General features: G+C 59.9%; 22 protein-coding genes. 11 read left to right on the forward strand and 11 right to left on the reverse strand.

Going from position 1 to position 21,955, the window contains the following annotated elements; translation table 11 throughout:
- Positions 1-16: 16 nt before the first annotated feature.
- The 3 genes from ABI_RS02150 to ABI_RS02160 all read right to left on the reverse strand — a co-directional run bounded on the left by ABI_RS02150 (position 17) and on the right by ABI_RS02160 (position 2,277).
- Positions 17-394, reverse strand: coding sequence for a GxxExxY protein (locus tag ABI_RS02150; RefSeq protein WP_006271173.1), 378 nt, complete (start codon positions 392-394; stop codon positions 17-19).
- A 13-nt stretch (positions 395-407) separates the two neighbouring features.
- Positions 408-1,571 (reverse strand): MltA domain-containing protein, encoded by a 1,164-nt coding sequence (locus ABI_RS02155; RefSeq protein WP_157138673.1) that lies wholly within the window; start codon positions 1,569-1,571, stop codon positions 408-410.
- 67 nt (positions 1,572-1,638) lie between these two features.
- Positions 1,639-2,277, reverse strand: coding sequence for a Tim44/TimA family putative adaptor protein (locus tag ABI_RS02160; RefSeq protein WP_006271175.1), 639 nt, complete (start codon positions 2,275-2,277; stop codon positions 1,639-1,641).
- A gap of 178 nt (positions 2,278-2,455) precedes the next feature.
- On the opposite strand from ABI_RS02160, the gene secB reads away from it, so the two are divergent.
- Positions 2,456-2,935, forward strand: coding sequence for a protein-export chaperone SecB (gene secB, locus ABI_RS02165; protein ID WP_006271176.1), 480 nt, complete (start codon positions 2,456-2,458; stop codon positions 2,933-2,935).
- Positions 2,936-2,968: 33 nt separating this feature from the next.
- On the opposite strand, the gene dnaQ is transcribed toward secB, so the two are convergent.
- Genes dnaQ through ABI_RS02190 form a run of 5 tightly spaced genes read right to left on the reverse strand, consistent with a single transcriptional unit; the run spans position 2,969 to position 6,604 of the window.
- The gene (gene dnaQ / locus ABI_RS02170; RefSeq protein ID WP_006271177.1) at positions 2,969-3,658 is read right to left on the reverse strand and encodes a DNA polymerase III subunit epsilon; all 690 of its coding nucleotides are present in this window, start codon (positions 3,656-3,658) and stop codon (positions 2,969-2,971) included.
- A gap of 31 nt (positions 3,659-3,689) precedes the next feature.
- Positions 3,690-4,283 (reverse strand): dephospho-CoA kinase, encoded by a 594-nt coding sequence (gene coaE, locus ABI_RS02175; protein WP_006271178.1) that lies wholly within the window; start codon positions 4,281-4,283, stop codon positions 3,690-3,692.
- Positions 4,280-5,125, reverse strand: a complete 846-nt coding sequence (locus tag ABI_RS02180) for a shikimate dehydrogenase family protein (protein ID WP_040308853.1) — start codon at positions 5,123-5,125, stop codon at positions 4,280-4,282. Before ABI_RS02180 ends, coaE begins: the two co-directional genes overlap by 4 nt.
- Positions 5,126-5,130: 5 nt before the next feature.
- Positions 5,131-5,721: a Maf family protein gene (locus ABI_RS02185; protein WP_006271180.1), complete on the reverse strand. Its 591-nt coding sequence runs from the start codon at positions 5,719-5,721 to the stop codon at positions 5,131-5,133.
- Positions 5,722-5,752: 31 nt separating this feature from the next.
- On the reverse strand, positions 5,753-6,604 hold the full coding sequence (locus ABI_RS02190; RefSeq protein ID WP_006271181.1) for a pyruvate, water dikinase regulatory protein: 852 nt from the start codon (positions 6,602-6,604) through the stop codon (positions 5,753-5,755).
- 527 nt (positions 6,605-7,131) lie between these two features.
- On the opposite strand from ABI_RS02190, the gene hemE reads away from it, so the two are divergent.
- The 10 genes from hemE (at position 7,132) to ABI_RS02240 (ending at position 17,633) form a co-directional block, all read left to right on the forward strand.
- Entirely contained in the window at positions 7,132-8,160 is a 1,029-nt protein-coding gene (gene hemE / locus ABI_RS02195; protein ID WP_006271182.1) for a uroporphyrinogen decarboxylase, read from the forward strand.
- An 89-nt stretch (positions 8,161-8,249) separates the two neighbouring features.
- On the forward strand, positions 8,250-9,251 hold the full coding sequence (hemH, locus tag ABI_RS02200; protein ID WP_006271183.1) for a ferrochelatase: 1,002 nt from the start codon (positions 8,250-8,252) through the stop codon (positions 9,249-9,251).
- Positions 9,248-9,697: a CopD family protein gene (locus ABI_RS02205; RefSeq protein ID WP_006271184.1), complete on the forward strand. Its 450-nt coding sequence runs from the start codon at positions 9,248-9,250 to the stop codon at positions 9,695-9,697. Before hemH ends, ABI_RS02205 begins: the two co-directional genes overlap by 4 nt.
- Positions 9,698-10,019: 322 nt before the next feature.
- Complete coding sequence (gene rho / locus ABI_RS02210) at positions 10,020-11,414, forward strand: transcription termination factor Rho (protein ID WP_040308507.1); 1,395 nt, start codon at positions 10,020-10,022, stop codon at positions 11,412-11,414.
- Positions 11,415-11,724: 310 nt separating this feature from the next.
- The gene (locus ABI_RS02215; RefSeq protein ID WP_006271186.1) at positions 11,725-11,985 is read left to right on the forward strand and encodes a DUF6489 family protein; all 261 of its coding nucleotides are present in this window, start codon (positions 11,725-11,727) and stop codon (positions 11,983-11,985) included.
- A 12-nt stretch (positions 11,986-11,997) separates the two neighbouring features.
- A complete protein-coding gene (mnmE, locus tag ABI_RS02220) occupies positions 11,998-13,329 on the forward strand; it encodes a tRNA uridine-5-carboxymethylaminomethyl(34) synthesis GTPase MnmE (RefSeq protein WP_006271187.1) in 1,332 nt (443 codons plus the stop codon).
- Positions 13,330-13,411: 82 nt separating this feature from the next.
- Positions 13,412-15,280, forward strand: coding sequence for a tRNA uridine-5-carboxymethylaminomethyl(34) synthesis enzyme MnmG (gene mnmG, locus ABI_RS02225; RefSeq protein ID WP_006271188.1), 1,869 nt, complete (start codon positions 13,412-13,414; stop codon positions 15,278-15,280).
- 8 nt (positions 15,281-15,288) lie between these two features.
- Positions 15,289-15,930, forward strand: coding sequence for a 16S rRNA (guanine(527)-N(7))-methyltransferase RsmG (gene rsmG, locus ABI_RS02230; protein WP_006271189.1), 642 nt, complete (start codon positions 15,289-15,291; stop codon positions 15,928-15,930).
- A gap of 7 nt (positions 15,931-15,937) precedes the next feature.
- Positions 15,938-16,726, forward strand: coding sequence for a ParA family protein (locus ABI_RS02235; protein WP_006271190.1), 789 nt, complete (start codon positions 15,938-15,940; stop codon positions 16,724-16,726).
- Positions 16,727-16,748: 22 nt separating this feature from the next.
- Positions 16,749-17,633, forward strand: a complete 885-nt coding sequence (locus ABI_RS02240; protein WP_006271191.1) for a ParB/RepB/Spo0J family partition protein — start codon at positions 16,749-16,751, stop codon at positions 17,631-17,633.
- Positions 17,634-17,719: 86 nt separating this feature from the next.
- On the opposite strand, the gene holA is transcribed toward ABI_RS02240, so the two are convergent.
- Genes holA through leuS form a run of 3 tightly spaced genes read right to left on the reverse strand, consistent with a single transcriptional unit; the run spans position 17,720 to position 21,890 of the window.
- Entirely contained in the window at positions 17,720-18,772 is a 1,053-nt protein-coding gene (gene holA, locus ABI_RS02245) for a DNA polymerase III subunit delta (RefSeq protein WP_006271192.1), read from the reverse strand.
- Between the two features lie 42 nt (positions 18,773-18,814).
- Positions 18,815-19,318, reverse strand: coding sequence for an LPS assembly lipoprotein LptE (locus ABI_RS02250; protein WP_006271193.1), 504 nt, complete (start codon positions 19,316-19,318; stop codon positions 18,815-18,817).
- A gap of 1 nt (position 19,319) precedes the next feature.
- Positions 19,320-21,890 (reverse strand): leucine--tRNA ligase, encoded by a 2,571-nt coding sequence (gene leuS, locus ABI_RS02255; RefSeq protein WP_006271194.1) that lies wholly within the window; start codon positions 21,888-21,890, stop codon positions 19,320-19,322.
- Positions 21,891-21,955 lie beyond the last annotated feature (65 nt).

The following is a 21,955-nucleotide window of genomic DNA, read 5'->3' on the forward strand; positions in this document are numbered from 1 at the left end:
ACCGAAAAACCATGCCTCACATAAGAAGCCGTTCGATCTGAACCTTGGGATAGGTTCCAAAATTTACAAGCAGGCCTAGCGGAAGACCTGACGCTTTAAGATAGTTCCGAACTTGCGCCCTGTGTTGGTCCGCCAAGGCCTCAACAGCTTTCAGTTCAAGAATGATTTGGCCGTAACATAAAAAGTCGGGCGAGTAGGTTCTGGCTATGTTTTTGCCTTTGTAGGCCAGGGTCAAAACCGGCTGGACTGAAAACGGGATTTGCCTAGCTATAAATTCCTGCTCCAGACAATCCTGATACACGGCTTCCAGGAAGCCGCAGCCCATTTCCCTGTAGACTTCGAAGATCGCTCCACGGATAGCAAAGGCTTCGTCTTCGAATAGCAACTTGTTCAACAGTCGCTTCCTATCAGTTGCCCACAAACGGAACAATCCGCCACATTTTCAGCTTGTGCTTGATCCGACCGGCTTCGGTGCCCGCCTTGGCGCCATGGCCGACATAAAGATCAGCCCGGATCTGGCCCTTGATCGCGCCGCCCGTATCCAAAGCCGACACCATCCGCTGATAGACCGGAAACGCGTCGGCCAGAGTCCCCGCATTGGCATCGATCCAGAACAGATCACCCAAGGGATTTAACGTCGGATCGACCGCGATCGCCGAACCCGGCGGCAGCGACAAACCAGAAGCCCCCACTGGCGCGGTCCGGTCCGGCTGGATGACAAAAAACCCGTAGCGCGGATTGATATTCATCACCTCGGTCGCCTCCGGACCGCGATGCTCCGCCAGCCACTTATGGATGTTGTCACCCGAGGTCTGGTTCGGCGCCAGGTAACCGCGCTCCTGCATCACCTTGGCGATACCAACGAAGGGCCGACCATTATCGGCGGCATATGCCGAATAAACCGTCTTGCCGTCGGGCGTGGTCAAAAACGCCGAACCCTGGAGCTGCATGAAGAAATAATCTTCCGGCCGCATATAGTAGCTGGTGGCCACTGGCATCAGCTCGATCTCGGCGCGGGTGTAGTAGGGGACGTACTTATCGCCGACCTTGCGCGCCGCGATCTTCACCGCCGTCGACGGCGGGGTCAGCTGTGAGCCCGGAATAACAACGAGATCGTCGGGTTTGGGCCGCACCGGCTGCGAAAATTCGGTCGTCGGCGCATATTCCGCCTGGTAGTCCGGGACATAATAGCCGGTCAGCAGACCTTCGCCCGGCACCGCCTCGACCTGGAAGCGTGTAATCAGGAAGGCCTTGATATCCGCCGGCGTGTTGAACTCTTCATCCTTCAGGTCGGCACAAACCGCAGCATATTGCCGGCCCGCTTTGTAGATGCAGGTGGCGCGCAAAGCTTCCAGGGCGATGAAGGCGTCGCTGTCCACCCAGCCGGGCAGGGTATCCAGGCGTTTATTGGCCGGCACCGGATTCGCAACAGGTGTTACAGGCGGGGTCACCGGTGGAACGGGTTCGACAACCGGTGGTGTCACGACCGGTGGGGTCGATGGCGTTTGCACACATGCGCTGACCAGCAAGGCTGCGGTCAGGGTGAAGCCGATTGCGATTTTCCTGAACATGCAGCCCTCCGTCATCAAAAACGCGGGCACATTGGGCTGATCGCCCAAAGACGTCAAGATTTCAGGGTCACGCCTTGGCGGCTTCGACCTTGGTCAGGAGCCAAGGGCTGTTGGCAACCTTCATGCCCTTCTGGAAGGTCCAGTATTCCGCTGTGCGCTTATGGCTGCGGTGGACCTTGGGGGCATCCGCCTTGGTCGGCGGCACGGCCGACTCTGCGGGTGCTTCGGTCTTTTCATAGACCAACTCCGACAGGAAGCGGACGCGGATCTGAGCAACCTCATCCTTGAAGTCGATATGGTCGATATCCGCCTTGGGCTGGTCGACAAAGCTCAACGTCTCTTCCGGCGCAGCCCGACCGACCAAGGCCTTGGCGAAGATGCCGTACACCGTATCCGACAGCTTGTCCTTGACCGCATCCAACTCACCCTTGTGGAAGGCGATGACGACCTGTTCGTAGGACTCACGCGCCTTTTCCAGAAAGTTCAGCTCGTTGAAATTGGCATCCCGCGTCTTCAGCATTTCGAGATTAGGCATGCGCGAGGCTTCCGGAAGCTTGTCCGTCTTGGTGCTGAGATCGCCGAAATCGTCACCCTTGACGGTGACGGGCTTGTCTTCGGCGCGGAAGCCCACCTTGCGGCCCAACACGTTGTAGAGCTGAAACAAGATCACCACGGCGACGATGGCGAAAATGATGAGGGCGACCATGTTATCCACGACAGAATCTCTTTTGCAATCGGCTGGGAAGGCGATCAGTCCCCTCTATATAGGATAAGAATGGTGAATGGGAACTGTTCGTTTCGTTGCCTAAGACAATCTTATCTGATAGGGGCGTGTCCACCTCTGCGCCAAAGCCATCCGGCGCAACCTCCGGAGCCTGTAGTTTATGACCGAAACCCCCGTCACCCCCGGTTCGCCGCCGATCCCCAACATGCAGATCATGGCGCAGTTCATCCGCGATTTTTCGTTTGAAAACCCGCGCGCGCCTAACTCCCTGCGCATGGAATCGCGGCCCGAGATCGACCTGGGCGTCGAAATGAGCGCCCGCGGCCGTGACGACGGCCTGTTCGAAGTCGACCTCAAGCTGAACGTCAAGGCGACCACACCCGACGGCCCGATGTTCAATATCGAACTGGTCTATGGTGGTCTGTTCCAACTGAGCAGCATCCCGCCCGAGCTGATGGAACCGACACTGCTGGTCGAATGCCCGCGCTACCTGTTTCCATTCGCCCGCCGCGTCATTGCCGACGTCACGGCCGACGGCGGGTTTGTCCCGCCCTTCTTCCTGGAGCCGATCGATTTCGGCGCCCTCTACGCCCAGCAACGGGCGCAGTTGCAGAATCAGGCCGCGGCCGGCCAGGCCTAAATCTGTAAAGCCCGGTGGCAACACCGGGCTTTTCTATTTCCAGAGAGACTTGTCTTTCAGGTACTTGGCGACAAAGGCCTCATGCGCCGCAACCTCGGCAGCCGTTATCCGCGGGGCGAGGGGACGCGGCCGGGCGCCATAGCTGATCGGATTGGCGACCTGAACCGCTTCGATCCGCGCTGACGCCATTTCCAGATCCAGTCCGCGTTCCTTCCCGCCCAGAAGTTCCAGATAGACGCTGGCCAGCAACCGGGCATCGATCAAGGCGCCGTGCAGGTCGCGCTCAGCCAGGGAAATGTTAAAACGCCGGCACAGGGCGTCCAACGAATTGGCCATGCCGGGAAACTTGTTGCGCGCCAGTTCAAGCGTATCGATCCACTGATCGTCCGGGTGGCAGACGCGGCTGAGACGCTCCATCTCCATATTGATGAAGCCGCGGTCGAAGGCGGCATTGTGGGCGATGATGCGCTTGTCGCCGATAAATTCGCACAGCTCGTCAGCGATCTGACCGAACTTGGGTTTGCCCCGGACCTTTTCATTGCTGATGCCGTGCACCCGAATCGCGTCCGGCTCGATCTCGCGTTCCGGGTCGACAAAGTGGTGAAAGGTCCGACCGGTGGGCAGCAGGTCTTCGATCTCAATGCAGCCGATTTCGATCAGGCGATGACCCTTGCGATGGTCAATGCCGGTGGTTTCGGTGTCGAGAACGATTTCTAAGGCCATGGCCTCTTATGCTGGTGTTTGGGGATCGTTTTCAAGAGTCGCGGGTCAGGTCGGCGATGATTTTTCGCACCTCTTCGCGGCACAGATCCAGGGTTTGCGATGTGTCGATAACGAAATCCGCGCGGCGGCGTTTTTCAGCATCGGGCATCTGGCGGGCCAGGATGGCAGCGAACTTTTCGGCGGTCATACCCGGTCGCTTCAGTACGCGGTCGGCTTGAATTTCGGCCGGGGCACTGACGACGAGAACCTTGTCCAGGGTCGCCTCGGCGCCGGTTTCATAAAGCAGGGGTATGTCGGCCACGACCAGGGGGGCGGCGGCATGGCGTTGGAGAAAGTCTTTGCGGTCGGCGACGGTAGCGGGATGAACCAGGGCGTTGAGCTGATCGAACCGGCCATGCAGGGCTGCCGACAGCTTGACGCGATCGACGACATTGTCACTGAGAACATCGCCAAAAGCCTGGGTGAGCGCGACTTTGAGCGGCTCCGACTGGGCATAAAGGCGATGGACGGCTTCGTCGGCATCCCAGACCGGTACGCTCTCAGCCTCGAACATGTCGGCGATGGTCGACTTGCCCATGCCGATCGAGCCGGTCAGACCCAGTCTTACGAGACCTGGCCGTATCATGCTTCACCGAGATAGGTCAGGGCCAGGGCCCGGATGTCGAAGGCCGGGTTGGGCGCGGCGCCATAAAAAGCTTCGAACGACGGCCGCGCCTGTTCGATCAGCATGTTGAGCCCGTCGACCGTGGCCAGGCCGCGCTCGGCCGCCGCGGTCAGCCAGTTGGTGCGCAAAGGCCGGTAAGTCATGTCCATGATGGTCGCGGCTGTATCCAAGGCATCGAACAGGGGGAGGGGACCGCCCGAGGCGGCATTGATCACGGCAACGGCGCCCCGGAAGGCGCGATCGACCTGGGTCAGTTCGAAGGCGGTGACCTTGTCGCCCGGAAAGGCGAAGACCAGGTCTTCGGCGCGGGCCAGGGTGCGATTGACGATGCGAACCTCCGGCGCGCCGGCGTCCAGCATGGCGGCAACAGCCGCGCGCGATGCCCCGCCGGCGCCCATGATCACGACAGGTCCGGCCCTAAGGTCGCAACCGGGCGCCTGCAGTTCGAAAGAGCGGACCAGGCCGTGACCGTCGGTGCTTTGGGCGTGAATCTGGCCGTCGTCATCAAAGGTCAGCAGATTGGCGGAACCACAGACCCGGGCGGATGCCGCAACGGTATCGGCCAAGGAAAGGGCCTGTTCCTTGAAGGGCGCCGTGATGTTCAAGCCCTTGATGCCATTGCTGCGGCACGACAGGATCAGCCGGTCGAAGCCACGTTCGTCCTTTGGTCCGAAGGCGGCATAGACCCCGTTCAGCTTCAGGTCGCGCAGCCAGGCATTATGCAGGAAGGGACTGAGCGAATGGTGGATCGGCTGCCCTACGACAGCAGCGATGCGGGCGGCACCGGTCGGCAGGGATTGAATATCGATCATGCCGGCACGATCCTCATATGGCGCAACTGGGCCAGCAGCGGGAACAGCGAAAGCCCCAGGACGGTAAAATAGTCGCCGCGGATGGCTTCGAACAGGTGCACGCCTTCGCCTTCGAGCTGATAGCAGCCGACACTGCTCAGGATCTTGTCACCTGCGCGGTCCAGGTAGCCGTCGATATAATCATCGGAAAGCCGGCGGACGTGCATTTCAGCTGATTCCACCGTCGACCAGACAACGTGGCCACCTTCCGCCAGCGCCAGGCCGCCGTGCAGGTAGTGCGTTTTACCGCTCATCCGTTTCAGCAGGTCGCGGGCGTCGTCCAGGGTGTGCGACTTGCTGATAAGGTCCTTTTCGAGCTGCAGGACCTGGTCGCCGCCCAGCACCAGACCGGGATTGCGGGCCGAAACATGCAGTGCCTTGGCCTCAGCTAGTTTCAGCGCGATCGCCTTGGGGCTCATGCCGCGTGCCAGGCCGTCATCCTTGATGGCGTCCTCATCGAGATCAGCGGGAATCTTGGTAAAAGAAATGCCAGCGCCGGTCAGTAGCGCGGCGCGAGAAGCGGAGCCAGAAGCGAGGATTAAGGTCATGCGAGACCCCTGCACAGGAGATTTTGTTTTGTCAAATCCCGCCCAGCCGGCCCGTGCGCTTTTCGTTCAGCAGGCTTATGATGGTGGCCGAGGTTTCCTCGATCGACCGCCGGGTGACGTCGATCACCGGCCAGCCCTTGCGTTCGAACAGCCGGCGGGCGCGAATGATTTCTTCACGGACGGCGTCGGTGTCGGTGTAGGTCGACGGCCGGTCATCGTTCAAGGTCAGAAGCCGGTTCTTGCGGATCGATACCAGACGTTCCGGCGAAGCAATCAGGCCAACGATCAGCGGGATATCCAGTTCGTCCAGTTCGTTTGGCGGATCGCGGCCCGGTACCAGCGGAATATTGGCTGCCTTGATGCCACGATGGGCCAGGTAAATACAGGTCGGGGTCTTCGACGTCCGCGACACCCCGACCAGAACCACATCAGCTTGCCTCAACTTGTCCGCCATGGCGCCGTCGTCATGCGCGATGGCATAGTTCAGCGCTTCGATGCGCTCGAAATACTCATTGTCGAGATTGTGCTGGGCGCCGACACGCTTGGACACAGCCGCCCCCAGATGGCGCGAGAAGGCCACCACCAGAGGATCCAAGACGCCAATCGACGGAATATCCAACTCCCGGCAGCGCATTTCCAGCATATTGCGCAGTTCCGGATCGATGATGGTGTGCAGGACGATGCCCGGAGAGCTCTCGATCTCGGTCAGTGACCGCGCCATCTGCTTTTCCGACCGGATCAGCACATACAGGTGCTCAATCGGCAGAATGCCTTCGAACCGCGCCGCGGCGGCCTTAGCCAGGGCGTTCAGCGTCTCACCCGTCGAGTCCGAAATCAGGTGGACGTGGAAATAGGTGCCGATTTTTTGCGGTGTCAGGGACATGACGATTCCTTAAGCGCATTCGCGCCGGCCTGTCTTCGGAAAACTTCGTTCTTCCGTTTCACATAGCTGTCACAGTGATGCGATAAATATAACTGTGCAAGGAATCCGTGGACAGTTGTGTGCGGATTGTTGGCGATTCCTGTTATCCAGGTTTTCTCGCAGGTGCGTTGGGGATGAGGGTGCACAACCGCCCATTTTGTCCCGATTCCGTCCAATTGGTTAACAATGTATGAATGGAAATCCGCAGGGTGTGGATGCCTTAACCTTTCATTAACCATTCAGGCTCAATTCGACCACATGGTTAAGGAATTCTTAATCAGTATAAAGATTTGGTAAATTATCCGCCTTTCCCACAGGCTGTGGGAATCGAGTCATCCCAAGGTGAGTGGACTGTGAAAAACTCGTGAATCACGCGAAATCTGCGACACTTTTTCGCCCTGTCCACGGCACAATAAACCTCTTCAATCTCTTTTCTTTTTATAAGGTTTAAGTCATGAGGACGCGTGACACGTCCGAGGATTGACTCCATGCAGGCAGGTAAGGCATCCCTAATCAGGGTTCTGGGCGGCGAGACGGTAACACCGCCGCCGGTATGGTTCATGCGTCAGGCTGGGCGCTACCTGCCGGAATATCGAGCACTGCGTGCGACGACCTCCGGGTTTGTCGATTTCTGTCTCAACCCGGAAAAGGCAGCGGAGGCGACGCTTCAGCCCATCCGGCGGTTCGGGTTCGATGCGGCGATCCTGTTCTCGGACATTTTGATGATCCCTCTGGCACTGGGTCAGGACCTGACCTTTGCCGCCGGCGAAGGCCCTGTGCTGGGCGAATTGCCATCGTTGGAAGCAATGCGGGACAAGGCGCCGTTTGCGGGTGAGGCTTTGAAGAATGTGGGTGAGACCGTCGCCCGCGTTAAAGCCGGACTGACCGAGGCGACGACCCTGATCGGTTTCTGCGGCGGGCCGTGGACGGTCATGACCTATATGCTGAACGGCCGAAAGGCGAACGATCGTAGCCTCATTCGGGCGTTCGTCTATGACGATCCTACCACGGTGCTTAGCCTTATCGACATCGTCATTGAGGCATCGGCGCAGTATCTGAAGGTCCAGGCCGATCAGGGCGCTCAGGTGTTGAAGATTTTCGAAAGCTGGGCGGAAGGGTTTCCCGATCCGTATTTCGATCTCCTGGTAACGCAACCACATATCCGCCTGATCCATCGCGTGCGGGAACTGGGTGTGACCCTGCCGATCATCGGGTTTCCGCGCGGCGCCGAGGCCCGCTGTCTGGATTATGCGCAGGCCGTGACGATTGAAGCCATGGCCTTAGGAACGGCGACACCGCTTGCGCTGGGTATCGAATTGCAGAAGATTCGGCCGATCCAGGGGGCTTTGGACCCGGTGGTCTTGCGATCGGGTGGTGCAGCCTTGGATGCGGCGATAGACCGGATTCTCGAAGCCTGGGGGCAGGGGCCCTTGATCTTCAACCTGGGCCACGGCATCTTCCCTGACACGCCGATCGCCCATGTTGAGCAGGCATTGAAAAGAATCCGCAGTTCATGACGCAGACCCCGACCGCGCGAAGCGCTCCAGGCTCCAAACCCCGCTCAAGCAGTGAAGCGGTAGCGCCCAAAAAAAGAGTTGCAGTCTTAGTGTTCAACCTTGGAGGTCCTGAAAAACAGGCCGACGTCCAGGGCTTCCTGTACAACCTGTTCGCTGATCGCCGCATCATCGATCTGCCGTGGGGGATACGTCAGGGGCTGGCTTCGCTGATTTCCAGCCGGCGGGCCCCGATAGCCAAGAAGAATTATGCCTTGATGGGGGGTGGGTCGCCCATCCTGTCCGAAACGCGCGATCAGGCTCAGGCGTTGGAGACGCACCTGAACAGGGGCGCCGGCATCGACGCCAAGGTGTTCATCGGCATGCGCTACTGGCATCCGTTCATCGAGGATTGCGTCAAGCAGATCGAGGCGTGGAAGCCGGACGAGGTGGTGGTCCTGCCGCTGTATCCGCAGTTTTCCTCGACGACGACCCTTTCAGGGTTTGAGGCGTTCAAGAAGGCATGGCGCGGCAAGGCGCCGGTGAAATATGTCTGTTGTTATTCGGATAATGACCACTTCATTGACGCTCATGTCCAGCTTATCCGGGAATGGCTGAAGAGCAAGGTCGGGGATACGTCAAATGTCCGGCTGTTGTTTTCGGCACATGGCCTGCCGGAAAAGATCATCAAGAACGGGGATCCTTACCAGGAGCAGGTCGAGTCATCGGTGGCCAGGATCATGGCGCACCTGGGCGATATCGACCACGTCATCTGTTATCAGAGCCGGGTCGGACCGTTGAAGTGGATCGGGCCGTCGACGGATGAGACCATTCAGGCGGCCGGCCGGGATGGCAAGGCGGTGATGCTGATCCCGATTGCCTTCGTGTCCGAGCATATCGAGACGCTGGTGGAGCTGGACATCGAATATGCCGAGCTGGCGGAAAAGGCGGGGGTGCACGTCTACCGCCGGGTGCCGGCGCTGCGGACGAATAAGGGTTTGATCCAGGCCCTGGGTGCTGAGGTCATGAAGGCTCTGGGGGCGGTCGGTCCAGTGATCGGCGATCATGACTGTGCCAAGTGTCACAAGTTCTGCCCGAAGAAGAGGGCGGCATGAGATGGTTTGACTTGGCCCGCGGGCTGCACATCGTTGCCGTGATCGCCTGGATGGCCGGGCTGTTGTACCTACCACGGCTGTTTATCTATCACATCAAGCATAGTGACCAGCCAGCAGTAACCAGCGTCTTCTCGGTCATGGAGCGCAACCTGCTGCGGATCATCATGAATCCGGCGATGATCTTGGCGTGGATTTTCGGCTGCTGGATGCTGTATTTCCATTATACATGGCATGAATGGGGCCTGTTTGCCCAGCCTTGGTTGGATGTAAAGTTGATTGGGGTTGTGATTTTGACCGGGTATCACCACTTCCTGGCGGTGCGGTTCAAGAAGCTTCAGGCCGGTCAGGACATTGGGACGGAAAAGTTCTGGCGGATGATCAACGAACTGCCGATCCTGCTGGCGCTGGTGATGGTGGTTTCGGTCACGCTGGAGTGGACCTGGTAAAGATATGTAATGGGGTCTGGGCCCGCGGCCCCATAACTTTTTCTTCTTTCTTTCCTGACCTTGCCCGAGGGCAAGGTCAGGAAAGAAAAGAGGGAAGACTTGGGGCCTCAGGCCCCAAACCCCGTAACATTCTCCTTGACGAGCGTCGCTCCAACGCGCACAAAACGCTCCATCAGGCCCCACGTTCTGTGGACTCGCCTTCTCACTTTAAAATTTATCAGCCTTTTCCGATCGTTACCGAAAAAAAGGTTAGGGGACTCGTCAAACGCCAACGGCATAACCGCCGCGGGCCGTTCTACGCGTCCATCGCAAGAGAGACCTCATGTCACAAGACAACGAAAATGAAATACCCGAACTGGACCTCAACCCAGATACCTTAGGCGAGGACCAGGAGACCGAAAACGACAACGACTCCGACGATCAGGACGAAGACGGCCCCGGTCCGTTGAGCGGACAGAAAATGTCGCTCCAGACCCTCAAGGATAAGTCGCCTACCGACCTCGTCACCTTCGCCGAAGGCCTCGGCATCGAGAACGCCTCGAACCTGCGTAAGCAGGACCTGATGTTCGCCGTCCTCAAGGCCCTGGCCGAAGACGGCGTCGAAATCACCGGCTCCGGCGTCATCGAAGTCCTCCAGGACGGTTTCGGATTCCTCCGCTCGCCCGAAGCCAACTACCTGCCAGGCCCCGACGACATCTACGTCTCGCCGCTGCAAATCCGCCGTCACGGCCTGCGCACCGGCGACACCGTCGAAGGCCCGATCCGCAGCCCGCGCGAAGGCGAACGCTACTTCGCCCTCCTCAAAATCCAGACCATCAATTTCGAAGACCCGGAAAACATCCGCCACAAGGTCCACTTCGATAACCTGACCCCGCTTTACCCGGAAAAGCGGCTGTGGATGGAAATCGAAGACCCGACCCTGAAGGACCGCTCCGGCCGCATCATCGACATCGTTGCCCCGCTCGGCAAGGGCCAGCGCTGCCTCATCGTCGCGCCGCCCCGCGTCGGCAAGACCATGATGCTGCAAAACATCGCCAAGTCCGTCGCCGCCAACCACCCCGACTGCTACCTGATCGTTCTCCTCATCGACGAACGTCCGGAAGAAGTTACCGACATGCAGCGCACCGTCCGCGGCGAAGTCATCTCCTCGACCTTCGACGAACCAGCCACCCGCCACGTTCAGGTCGCTGAAATGGTCATCGAAAAGGCCAAGCGCCTGGTCGAACACAAACGCGATGTCGTCATTCTGCTCGACTCCATCACCCGTCTGGGCCGCGCCTATAACACCGTGGTGCCGTCATCGGGTAAGGTCCTGACCGGTGGTGTCGACGCCAACGCGCTGCAACGCCCCAAGCGCTTCTTCGGCGCCGCGCGTAACATCGAAGAAGGCGGTTCGCTGACCATCATCGCCACGGCCCTGATCGATACCGGCTCGCGTATGGACGAAGTCATCTTCGAAGAGTTCAAGGGCACCGGCAACTCGGAAATCGTGCTGGACCGCAAGGTCGCCGACAAGCGCGTCTTCCCCGCGATGGACGTTCTCAAGTCCGGCACCCGCAAGGAAGACCTGCTCACCGACAAGTCGAACTTGCAAAAGACCTATGTCCTGCGCCGTATCCTGAACCCGATGGGCGCCCAGGACGCGATCGAATTCCTGATCGACAAGCTGCGCCAGACCAAGAGCAACGCGGAATTCTTCCAATCGATGAACACCTAGTCGGAGTAGGGACCCCTCCGTCGGCTTCGCCGACACCTCCCCATAAAATGGAGAGGAGAGGCTCGGGCGGCCCGTCGGCCTTGCCTCAGGCTTCGCCTTCGGAGTGGTGTGGTCACTCACGACCCACGGAGGAGGGTTCGCAAACTTCTCCTCCCCAGGTATTGCGGAGAGGGACCCCGAAGGGGTGGAGGGGTATTCTTACGGCGGGTTCCCTCTGCACAAGCAGCTCTTCGTTTCAAATCCCTTGCCAACCCGGTATGACAGGCTCATATCGGGTTGACGTTTTATGAACTCTGCTTCGGAGCCCCGCATGAAGGTCACGGTCAATGTCGAATGCTCACCCCAGGAAGCCCGCGCCTTTCTTGGCCTGCCCGACGTCGAGCCGCTGAACGACTACATGATCTCGGCGATGAAACAGCGTATGGAACAGAACATCCACTCCATGAAGCCCGAAGAGATGATGAAGAACTGGTCGAGCCTGGGGGTCACCGCCCAGGACCAGTTCTTCAAACTGATGCAGTCGGCAGCTCAGGCGTCTATGGGTAGCTTCGGCGGCAAGGACGCCAAGTAGGCTGTGTTTCACGTGAATCAAACCATCTTCGCCCTGGCCAGCGCCCAGGGTCGCGCCGGTGTGTCGATCCTTCGCCTCTCGGGACCAGATGCATTTTCCGCCCTACAGCGCCTCACCGACAAACCCGTGCCCGCCCGGCGCGCTGTGTTTACCGCACTGGTTCACGACGGCGAACTGATCGATGAAGCGGTGGTCCTCTTCTTTCAGGGTCCGAACAGCTTCACCGGCGAGGACTGCGTCGAACTCCACGTCCACGGATCACGCGCCATCCTGGACCGGCTCTATGTCATTCTGGCCGAGATGGGCTTGCGTCTGGCTCAACCCGGAGAGTTCTCCCGCCGCGCGCTGGAGAACGGCAAGCTGGATCTGACCCAGGCAGAGGCCATCGCCGACCTGGTCGATGCCGAGTCCGAAGCGCAACGCCGTCAGGCCCTGACCCAAATGGGTGGCGGCTTGAAGACCCAGTACGAAGCCTGGCATGCGGCCCTGGTCGACATCCTGGCGCGGATCGAAGTCTATATCGACTTCCCCGACGAAGACCTGCCGACCGAACTGGTTGACTCTATCCTCGATCGGATGGCCGCGGTTCAGGCGTCTTTGGAAGCCGCCATCGCAGATGCCAAACGCGGCCGGCAAATCCGTGAGGGCTTTCGGATTGTCATTCTCGGCGAGCCAAATGCCGGCAAGTCGAGTCTGTTCAATGCGCTGCTGAAGGCTGAAACCGCCATTGTCACTCCGATTGCCGGCACGACCCGTGATGTCATCGAGGCGGAACTGCGGATCGGGCCCTATTCTGTCCTTCTCTACGACACGGCCGGACTGCGCGAAACCGCTGAAGTGGTCGAACGTGAGGGGATACGTCGAGCACGGGCGAAGGGGGACGAGGCTGACCTAAGACTTTGGGTAATCGATTCGTCCGCGTCCGGACTCGACGGGGTTGAATCGAGGGCAGGGGACTTGGTCGCCTTTAACAAGATTGATCAGGGTTCTGACAATCTATACGAGTCTTTCAAAGACGCAGATGTTTCACGTGGAACATCGGCATTCAAAGTCAGCGTGGCCACGGGTCAGGGAATCGACGAACTGGTCCGCGCGTTGGAATCGGTCGTAACGAAACGTCTCTCGGTTCAAACCTTCCCGGCAGCCACGCGCGCCCGCCATTTCGAACGGCTACAAGACGCGGTGGATCATTTGGATCACGCGCGCCTGACCCGAATGCGCGTGCCGGAGCTGACAGCCGAACATGTCCGTGGGAGCATCAACAGTTTTGAAGCTCTGTTTGGTCGCTATGATGTTGAAGGCATACTGGACGTTGTGTTCTCGACCTTCTGCATCGGCAAATGATTCACGTGAAACATCGCAAATAGCGATTCGACCCTGGGCGCCGTATCTGCTATAGGGCCCATCTGAATTTCCGGATATCGATATGACTGAACAAACCCTGTGGGACGTGATCGTCGTGGGCGGCGGACATGCCGGCTGTGAAGCCGCAACCGCCTCCGCGCGCATGGGCGCCAAGACACTTCTGCTGACCCACCGCTTCGACACTCTCGGCGAAATGTCGTGTAACCCGGCGATCGGTGGTCTAGGCAAGGGCCATCTGGTGCGTGAAATCGATGCCCTGGATGGCATCATGGGCCGGATGGCGGATGTGGCGGGCATGCAGTTCAAGGTGCTGAACCGCTCCAAGGGCCCCGCCGTGCGCGGTCCTCGCGCCCAGATCGATCGCAAGCTTTACCGTCAGGCTGTTCAGGCGGAACTGTCTCAGACAGAAAACCTGACGATTATCGAAGGCGCCGTCGAAGATCTAATCCTGGACAATGGCATCGTGTGCGGTGCGATTGACGCCGCCGGGCAAAACTATCGGGCCAAGGCTGTTGTTCTCACGACGGGGACCTTCCTGCGTGGCATGATCCATATCGGTGACAAGCGGACCCCCGCCGGACGATGGGGTGACCAGCCGGCGAATGGCCTGGGTCAGCGCCTGTATGATTTGAAGCTGGATATGGGTCGGTTGAAGACCGGAACGCCGGCGCGTTTGGAAGGCAAGACCATTCACTGGGACCGGCTGGAACAACAACTCGGTGACAATCCGATCACCCCTTTTTCCTATCTGACCCCGTCGATCGAACGCGACCAGATCGCCTGTGGCATCACCTACACCAACGCCGAAACCCATCGCATCATCGCTGAGCGGCTGCAGGAATCGGCGGTCTATGGTGGACATATCGCCGGCCGTGGCCCGCGTTATTGTCCGTCGATCGAAGACAAGGTGGTCAAGTTCGCCGACAAGACCTCGCATCAGATCTTTCTCGAGCCGGAAGGCTATGACGACGATACCGTCTATCCCAACGGTATTTCGACCAGCGTCTCCGAAACGACGCAGGACGCCTTCCTGCGCACGATTGTTGGCTTGGAAGACGTGGTTGTCAAACGCTACGCCTATGCCATTGAATATGACTATGTCGATCCACGTGAACTGAACCCGAGCCTCGAGCTGAAGCGCCTGCCGGGTCTGTTTCTGGCGGGTCAGATCAACGGGACCACGGGGTACGAGGAGGCCGGCGCCCAGGGCCTGATGGCCGGGCTGAATGCGGCGGTGCGGGCGGGTGGTCAGGCGCCGGTCGTTCTGGGTCGCGACGAAGCCTATATCGGGGTGATGATCGATGACCTGATCACCCGTGGCGTCACCGAGCCCTATCGCATGTTTACCAGCCGCGCGGAATTTCGGTTGAGCCTGCGCGCGGACAATGCTGATCAACGCCTGACCGACAAGGGTGTCGCCATTGGTGTTGTAGGGGCACGTCGTCAGACGGCGTGGACTGAAAAGCGCGATGCCTTGGCCGGCATTCGGCAGCGCGCCGCCGAGCTGAACGTCGGACCAAAAGAGGCGTTGAATCAAGCCATCCATGTCAACGGCGATGGTCAGCGGCGTAATGTCATGCAGCTGATGGCCTATGACAGCTGCTCACGTGAAAAGCTGGAAGCCCTGTGGCCTGAGATCTCCGCCTGGCCCGACGCGCTGTATGAACAGGTCGAGATCGACGCACTCTATGCCGGTTATATGGGGCGTCAGAAGGCTGAGATAGAAACCTTCCGCAAGGACGAGAACTTGGCCTTGCCGGCGGACCTCGATTACATGGCCATTGTCGGCCTGTCGCATGAGGCACGTGAAAAATTGAACCGCATTCGTCCGCAGACCCTGGGCCAGGCGGGGCGCATCGAGGGCATTACCCAAGGGGCTCTGACGACCCTTTTGTTCTATGTGCGCAATCACAACAAGCGGTCGGCATGACTGAGCCGATGACCCCCGCCGAGATGGCGGCCAAGCTCGTGTTTCACGTGAAACAGGAGGCCGTTGACGATCTGACGGCCTTTGGCGCAATGGTGGCCGACAAGAATGAAGTGATGAACCTGGTCGGGCCCTTGACCCTACCGCACTATTGGTCGCGCCATGTCCTGGACAGCGCCCAATTGCTGAATCTTCGGCCGAACGCCCAAACCTGGGCCGATCTGGGGGCAGGGGCTGGATTTCCCGGGGTGGTGCTGGCGATCCTGCTGAAACACACGGCTGACGCGCCAAACGTCTATCTGATCGATTCCCTGGCCAAGCGCTGCCGGTTTCTGGAGGCGGTTGTCGCCGAACTGGCCTTGCCGGCGGTGGTTATCAATGACCGCGCCGAAAATTTGAACCTCCGGGTGGATGTGGTGACGGCCCGGGCCTGTGCTCCCATGACCCGCCTTCTGGGCTTTGCCGAGCGCTTTATCCACAACGGTGCCGATGCCTGGTTTTTAAAGGGGGAAAACGTTGGCGAAGAACTCAGTGAAGCTGGCAAGGCCTGGCGTTTTCAGGTAGAACAGAGTGAGTCACTGTCCGATCCCCGCGGACGAGTCGTCCATATACAAGGGTTACAACGTGCCAAATCTTCAACAAGGACAAGATGAGAAGACCATGCGCGTCCTCGCCATCGCCAATCAGAAGGGTGGTGTCGGCAAGACGACGACGGCGATCAATCTCGGCACTGCCCTGGCAGCGATTGGGATGCGGGTTTTGCTGGTCGACCTAGATCCGCAGGGTAACGCCTCGACCGGTTTGGGCGTGCCCAAGGTCGACCGCAACAGCTCGCTGTATGACGTCATCGTCGATCAGTGCCCGATCGGCGACGCCGCGGTAAAAACGTCCGTACCCGGACTCTCTCTGTTGCCGTCCGACCCTGACCTGTCGGGTGTCGAGATCGAGCTTGGCCATGCCGAGCGCCGCTCCTACCGTCTGCGCGATGCGCTGCTGGGACTTGGCGAAACCCCGGTCTATGACTATGTCCTGATTGACTGCCCGCCGTCGCTGAACCTGCTTACGGTCAATGCGATGAGTGCTGCTGACGCGGTATTGGTCCCGTTGCAGTGCGAATTCTTCGCCCTCGAAGGTCTAAGCCAGCTGATGCGGACCATCGATTTGGTGCGCGGTTCGTTGAATCCGCGCCTGAGCCTTCAGGGTATCGTCCTGACCATGTTCGATAAGCGTAACGCGTTGAGCGGGCATGTCGAAAAGGACGTACGGCAACACTTCGGTCACCTCGTGTATGACACGGTCATACCGCGCAATGTCCGCGTTTCGGAGGCGCCGTCCTTCGGCAAGCCCGCCCTGATTTACGATGTCCGTTGCTCCGGCAGCCAGGCCTATATCAAGCTGGCCAAGGAATTGGTGGCGCGCGAGAAAACGCGTAAGCCCCAGGCCGCTTAAAGACGGCCTTAAAGGAAGCTAAATGTCTGAAAAAAATAGAGGTTTGGGTCGCGGATTGTCGGCCTTGCTGGGTGATCCGGTGGTTGTCGCCACGGCGGAAAAGCCGGTTGAAAAGTCCGCCGAGGCTGGGCGCAACAGTCTGGAACAGCCGATAGAACTCCTGGTTCGCAACCCGGATCAGCCGCGGAAGGTCTTCAACGACACCGAGGTTGAGGAGCTGTCGAACTCGATCCGCGAGAAGGGCGTTCTGCAGCCTATCCTGGTTCGGTCTGCCCCCGGTCAGCCCGGGAAGTACCAGATCATCGCCGGTGAGCGTCGTTGGCGGGCTGCCCAGAAGGCCGGGCTGCATACCGTGCCGGTCATCGTCCGTGAACTGAATGACCTGGAAGTGCTTGAAGTCGGGATCATCGAGAACGTGCAGCGCGCGGATTTGAATCCGATCGAAGAATCAAGAGCCTACAAGATTCTGATGGAGCGTTTCGGTCGTACCCAGGATGCGCTGGCTCAGGTGGTCGGTAAATCGCGGTCACACATCGCCAATACGCTGCGTCTTTCGACCCTGCCGGAGGCAGTTCAGGATCACGTACTTCAGGGTCGGATCAGTGCCGGTCATGCCCGGACTCTGGTGACGGCGGAAAATCCGGAGGCCCTGGCGGCGACGATCATCGACAAGGGTCTGTCGGTGCGTCAGGCCGAAGCCCTGGTTCGCGACGAGGGCAAGGATGTTGTGCCGGTCGTCAAGACCAAGCCGGCCGTCAATGCTGACGTCCAGTCTCTTGAGCAGGATCTTCAGGAGGCTCTGGGGCTTCAGGTCAAGCTGAGTGACGCCGGCGGCAAGGGTGAGCTGAGGCTGACCTACAAAACCCTCGAACAGCTCGACGAGCTTTGCCGTAAGTTAATGAAATAAAAGGAAATTTTTGAAGAACGGCGTTTGTCGCGAATTTGGCGGCGGAAGCCGTATCAATGCCGGTCAGATTCGTCAGAAATGGGCGGCTATAATCCGGCCCGGTTGGCTTTTCCGGCAATCTGCAGGTACAGGCGTTCGGCGATCAACAGGTCCGGCATGCCGGTGGACTTGCACTGCTTGTCGGCTTCGATCAGGTCGCTCGCCAGAGGGTCAAGCAGATCGAAACTCCAGGTCTGAGCCTGGCGTAACATGTCGGCCTCGTCCTTCCAGAAGACCCCGGAGACCTTGGCAGCCTCCTTGCCGCCCATGCCCTTGCTCATATTGGTTTTCAGCAGCTTGACCTTGTTGTAGTGCCCGGACAGGGCGCGCATGGCGTCGGGACCGGTTTCGCCCTCGGCGAAGGCGCGTCGGAGCCCGGCCTGGGCGGATTTCATCCGACCGCCGAACGCGTCCTGGGCGGCCTTGAACAACGAGGCTTCGGGCTCGACGCCAAGGAAATCCTGCAGTTCGCGCTCTTCCAGGGTTTTGTGCGAATGGGGACCGATGAACAAAATCAGGCGTTCGATTTCCTGATGGGCGATGCCGCGTTCCTTAGGCAGGCGTTGGGCAAAGATGTCCATGGCCCCGGTCGTCAGTGAGACGCCGTTGGCGGCGAAGGCTTCGCGCGCCATGCGGATGATGTCGCCGGTTTCGTCTTCGTAGCAGGCGATGCTGACCAGGGCCTTGTCGGCGTCGGCCAGTCGGCGCAGAGCCGATTCGCCGCCGAGGCTGCCGGCTTCGATGATCAGGAAGGCTTCGCGATTGTAGTCGCCGGCCGCGTGTTGCTTGACGACGGCGGCGACGGCCTTGTCGAGCGCGGCCTTCTCGGTGAAAAACTTGAGGCGAACGAGCCTGCGTCCGCCCATCATGGATAGGGATTGAAGTTCACCTTCCAGCCGCGCCGGATCGTTCTCGATGTCGGTGTCGGTTATGAGCGAGACGTTGAACGGGTCGGTGATGTCCGGGACGATGCGCTTGGCCAGGACGGTCGCGCGTTCGATGACCTGGCTGCGGTCCTTGCCATAGATGAGCACGCCCAGCACATGGCTTGGCGGGTTCTTGAACAGGGCATCGATCTCGGGCTTCTTGACGAGTTTCATGTGTTTTGGGTGCCGGGTCTCGACCCTGCCCGTCGGAGGCCCTTACTTGGCCTTTTGATGGAAATACAGGGCGAGATCCGCCTGAATCCGGTCGGAAATGGTGGCGGCAATCCGCTCCTGAGCGTCTTGCTGCGAAACCACACCCGTGAAGGGCGACTGGCTGGTGTTGAAGGTCACGGTTTCGCTGAAGTTGCCACGGGTCAGACGCTTGTTGGTGCGCGTGTCGGTGAGTACGTAGCTGACGCGGCTGGTGATTTCCGACCGGGTCGAGGTCTCATCGACGCGATAACCGATCGAATAGTGACGCTCCGTCATGGTGACGGTCAGCTTGTAGAGCTTGGGCGACACGTCGTCAGCGCCGAAGCCATTCCTCAGGTCCTGCTCCAGGTAGTAGCCGGTGCGGGTCTGGGGGACCTCCAGGCCGATCTGCGCCATGTTGACCGTGACCCGCTCGGCGTAGAGGGCAGTGTAGCCGGCGCAGCCGGACAGGGTCACAGGCGAGATAGCCAGGACGCCGAGGCACAGCAGTTTCAGGGCAGTTCGCATCTTATCCCACCACGAAGTTGAGGATCCGGTTCGGCACGATGATGATCTTGCGAATGGTCGCGCCGTCAAGATGCCGTTTAACATCGGCATCCGCAAGCGCTGTCTCGCGGATTTCGTCTTCGCTGGCGCCGTTCTGGATCAGGATTTCACCGCGGCGCTTGCCGTTGACCTGGACGGGCATGATATAGGCGTCGTCCTGGGCCAGGGCCGGGTCGAAATGTGGCCAGGCGGCTTCGGCGATCAGGCCGTCGCGGCCCAAGCGGGTCCAGCATTCCTCGGCCAGGTGTGGCGTGACAGGCGCGATCAGCCCGGCCAGCAAGGTCAGGGCCTCAATGCGGGCCTCGGAACCAGTCTTGGCGATGTCGGCGGTGCGGATGGTGGTGACCAGTTCGTACAGCTTGGCGATGGCGGCGTTGAAGCGGAAGCCTTCGAAACCTTCGGTGACCAGCTTGACCGCCTTATGGGCAGCCTTGCGCAGGGCGATTGCGGCCGCTTCGTCCGTACACGGAATCGCAACGTCCGGCAGGCCGTCGAACAGATCCCAGATACGGTGGGTGAGGCGCCAGGAGCCCTCGACGCCCGAAGTTGACCATTGCACATCGCGCTCAGGCGGTGAGTCCGACAGGACGAAAAGTCGTGCCGAATCAACACCATAGGTGTCGAAGATGTCGCCGGGGGCTACTGTGTTCTTTTTCGATTTCGACATCTTCTCGATGTCGCCGATGGTCAGGGCAGCACCGGTCGAGACGCGTGTGGCGACCCGCTTGCCATCGATCGTTTCGACCTGAACGTCGGCCGGTTCGACCCAGTTGGGCTTTCCGATATCATCGACCCCGTCAGCATAGGTCTCATGGGTCAGCATGCCTTGGGTGAACAGGCCAGCAAAGGGCTCCTTGACGTCGAGATAGCCGCAGTGGTTCAGCGCCCGGGTGATGAAGCGGGCATACAGCAGGTGCAGGACAGCGTGCTCGATGCCGCCGATATATTGGTCGACCGGCAGCCAGTGATCGGCGGCCGCCTTGTTGATGGGCTGGGGGTGCTTCGGGTCGGTGAAGCGGGCGAAGTACCACGATGAATCGACGAAGGTATCCAGCGTGTCGGTTTCGCGCCGCGCCTTGGCGCCGCAGGACGGACAGTTGACATGCTTCCAGGTCGGGTGGCGCTCCAGCGGATTGCCGGGGATGTCGAAGGTGACATCCTCTGGCAGGACAACGGGCAATTGATCGTCCGGCACCGGCACGACGCCGCAGGCTTCGCAGTGGATGACGGGAATGGGGCAGCCCCAATAGCGCTGACGCGACACGCCCCAGTCGCGCAGGCGGAAGACCGTGGCGCCGGTGCCCAAGCCCAGGGCCTCGATGCGTTCGATGGCGGCGTCCTTGGCGGCTTCGATTTCCAGACCGTCCAGGAAGTCGGAGTGGAAGATGGTGCCCGGGCCGGTATAGGCTTCGTTGCCGACATACCACGTCGTGGGGTCTGCGCCGTTGGGCAGGACGACCTCGGTGACCGGCAGATTGTACTTGCGGGCGAAGTCGAGGTCGCGCTGGTCGTGGGCCGGGCAGCCGAAGATGGCGCCGGTGCCGTAGTCCATCAGCACGAAGTTGGCGACCCAGACGGGCAGGGTGGTGCCCGGCTTGAACGGATGGTCGACCTTGATGCCGGTGTCGAAGCCCAGCTTCTCGGCGGTGTCGATGTCGGCCTGAGAAACGCCGCCCTTTTGAATCGACTTGATAAAGTCCGCCAGTTTCGGGTTCTGCGATGCCAGGCCCTGGGCCAGCGGATGGTCGGCGGCAATGGCGATAAAGGCCGCGCCGAACAAGGTGTCCGGGCGGGTGGTGTAGATCTCAACGCTTTCATCACTTTTATGGATCGGGAAGCGCATCTGCAGGCCGCGCGACTTGCCGATCCAGTTGGCCTGCATGGTGCGGACCTTATCCGGCCAGCGGTCCAGGGTCGACAGGCCTTCCAGCAGGTCGTCTGCAAAGCGCGTGATGCGCATGAACCATTGGGTCAGTTTTTTCTTTTCGACCAGAGCGCCGGAACGCCAGCCACGGCCTTCGATGACCTGTTCGTTGGCCAGGACGGTCATGTCCACCGGATCCCAGTTGACCTGGCTTTCGCGGCGATAGACGAGGTCGTTCTTCAGCAGGTCGATGAACCAGCGCTGTTGCTGACCGTAATATTCCGGGGCGCAGGTGGCGAATTCGCGCGTCCAGTCGATCGACAGGCCCAGGCGCTTCAGCTCGCTGCGCATATTGGCAATGTTGTCGTAGGTCCAGCCCTTGGGGTGGACATTGCGCTCCATGGCGGCGTTTTCGGCCGGCATGCCGAAGGCGTCCCAGCCCATGGGATGCAGGACGTCGAAACCGCGCGCACGTTTGAACCGCGCCACCAGGTCGCCCATGGCATAGTTGCGGACGTGGCCCATATGGATGCGCCCGGACGGGTAGGGGAACATCTCCAGCACATAGTATTTCGGCTTGGACGGGTCGTCGCGCGTCAGAAAGGTCTGCGCGTCGTCCCAGCGCTGGCGCTGTTTGGGTTCGGTCTCTTTGGGATTGTAACGGGCCATGATGCGGTATGGTAAAAAACAGGGAAGTGCCGCGCTTATAAGGTGACGCGGCGGTATTTGGAAAC

Origin of the sequence: Asticcacaulis biprosthecium C19, from assembly GCF_000204015.1 — a bacterium.
Lineage (GTDB): Bacteria > Pseudomonadota > Alphaproteobacteria > Caulobacterales > Caulobacteraceae > Asticcacaulis > Asticcacaulis biprosthecius.

Bases quoted from the DNA above. Each gene is read 5' to 3' on its own strand.
- ABI_RS02155 (WP_157138673.1), bottom strand. From the start codon at position 1,571: ATGTTCAGGAAAATCGCAATCGGCTTCACCCTGACCGCAGCCTTGCTG.
- ABI_RS02160 (WP_006271175.1), bottom strand. From the start codon at position 2,277: ATGGTCGCCCTCATCATTTTCGCCATCGTCGCCGTGGTGATCTTGTTT.
- secB (WP_006271176.1), top strand. From the start codon at position 2,456: ATGACCGAAACCCCCGTCACCCCCGGTTCGCCGCCGATCCCCAACATG.
- dnaQ (WP_006271177.1), bottom strand. From the start codon at position 3,658: ATGGCCTTAGAAATCGTTCTCGACACCGAAACCACCGGCATTGACCAT.
- coaE (WP_006271178.1), bottom strand. From the start codon at position 4,283: ATGATACGGCCAGGTCTCGTAAGACTGGGTCTGACCGGCTCGATCGGC.
- ABI_RS02185 (WP_006271180.1), bottom strand. From the start codon at position 5,721: ATGACCTTAATCCTCGCTTCTGGCTCCGCTTCTCGCGCCGCGCTACTG.
- ABI_RS02190 (WP_006271181.1), bottom strand. From the start codon at position 6,604: ATGTCCCTGACACCGCAAAAAATCGGCACCTATTTCCACGTCCACCTG.
- hemE (WP_006271182.1), top strand. From the start codon at position 7,132: ATGCAGGCAGGTAAGGCATCCCTAATCAGGGTTCTGGGCGGCGAGACG.
- ABI_RS02205 (WP_006271184.1), top strand. From the start codon at position 9,248: ATGAGATGGTTTGACTTGGCCCGCGGGCTGCACATCGTTGCCGTGATC.
- rho (WP_040308507.1), top strand. From the start codon at position 10,020: ATGTCACAAGACAACGAAAATGAAATACCCGAACTGGACCTCAACCCA.
- ABI_RS02215 (WP_006271186.1), top strand. From the start codon at position 11,725: ATGAAGGTCACGGTCAATGTCGAATGCTCACCCCAGGAAGCCCGCGCC.
- mnmG (WP_006271188.1), top strand. From the start codon at position 13,412: ATGACTGAACAAACCCTGTGGGACGTGATCGTCGTGGGCGGCGGACAT.
- rsmG (WP_006271189.1), top strand. From the start codon at position 15,289: ATGACCCCCGCCGAGATGGCGGCCAAGCTCGTGTTTCACGTGAAACAG.
- ABI_RS02235 (WP_006271190.1), top strand. From the start codon at position 15,938: ATGCGCGTCCTCGCCATCGCCAATCAGAAGGGTGGTGTCGGCAAGACG.
- ABI_RS02240 (WP_006271191.1), top strand. From the start codon at position 16,749: ATGTCTGAAAAAAATAGAGGTTTGGGTCGCGGATTGTCGGCCTTGCTG.
- holA (WP_006271192.1), bottom strand. From the start codon at position 18,772: ATGAAACTCGTCAAGAAGCCCGAGATCGATGCCCTGTTCAAGAACCCG.
- ABI_RS02250 (WP_006271193.1), bottom strand. From the start codon at position 19,318: ATGCGAACTGCCCTGAAACTGCTGTGCCTCGGCGTCCTGGCTATCTCG.
- leuS (WP_006271194.1), bottom strand. From the start codon at position 21,890: ATGGCCCGTTACAATCCCAAAGAGACCGAACCCAAACAGCGCCAGCGC.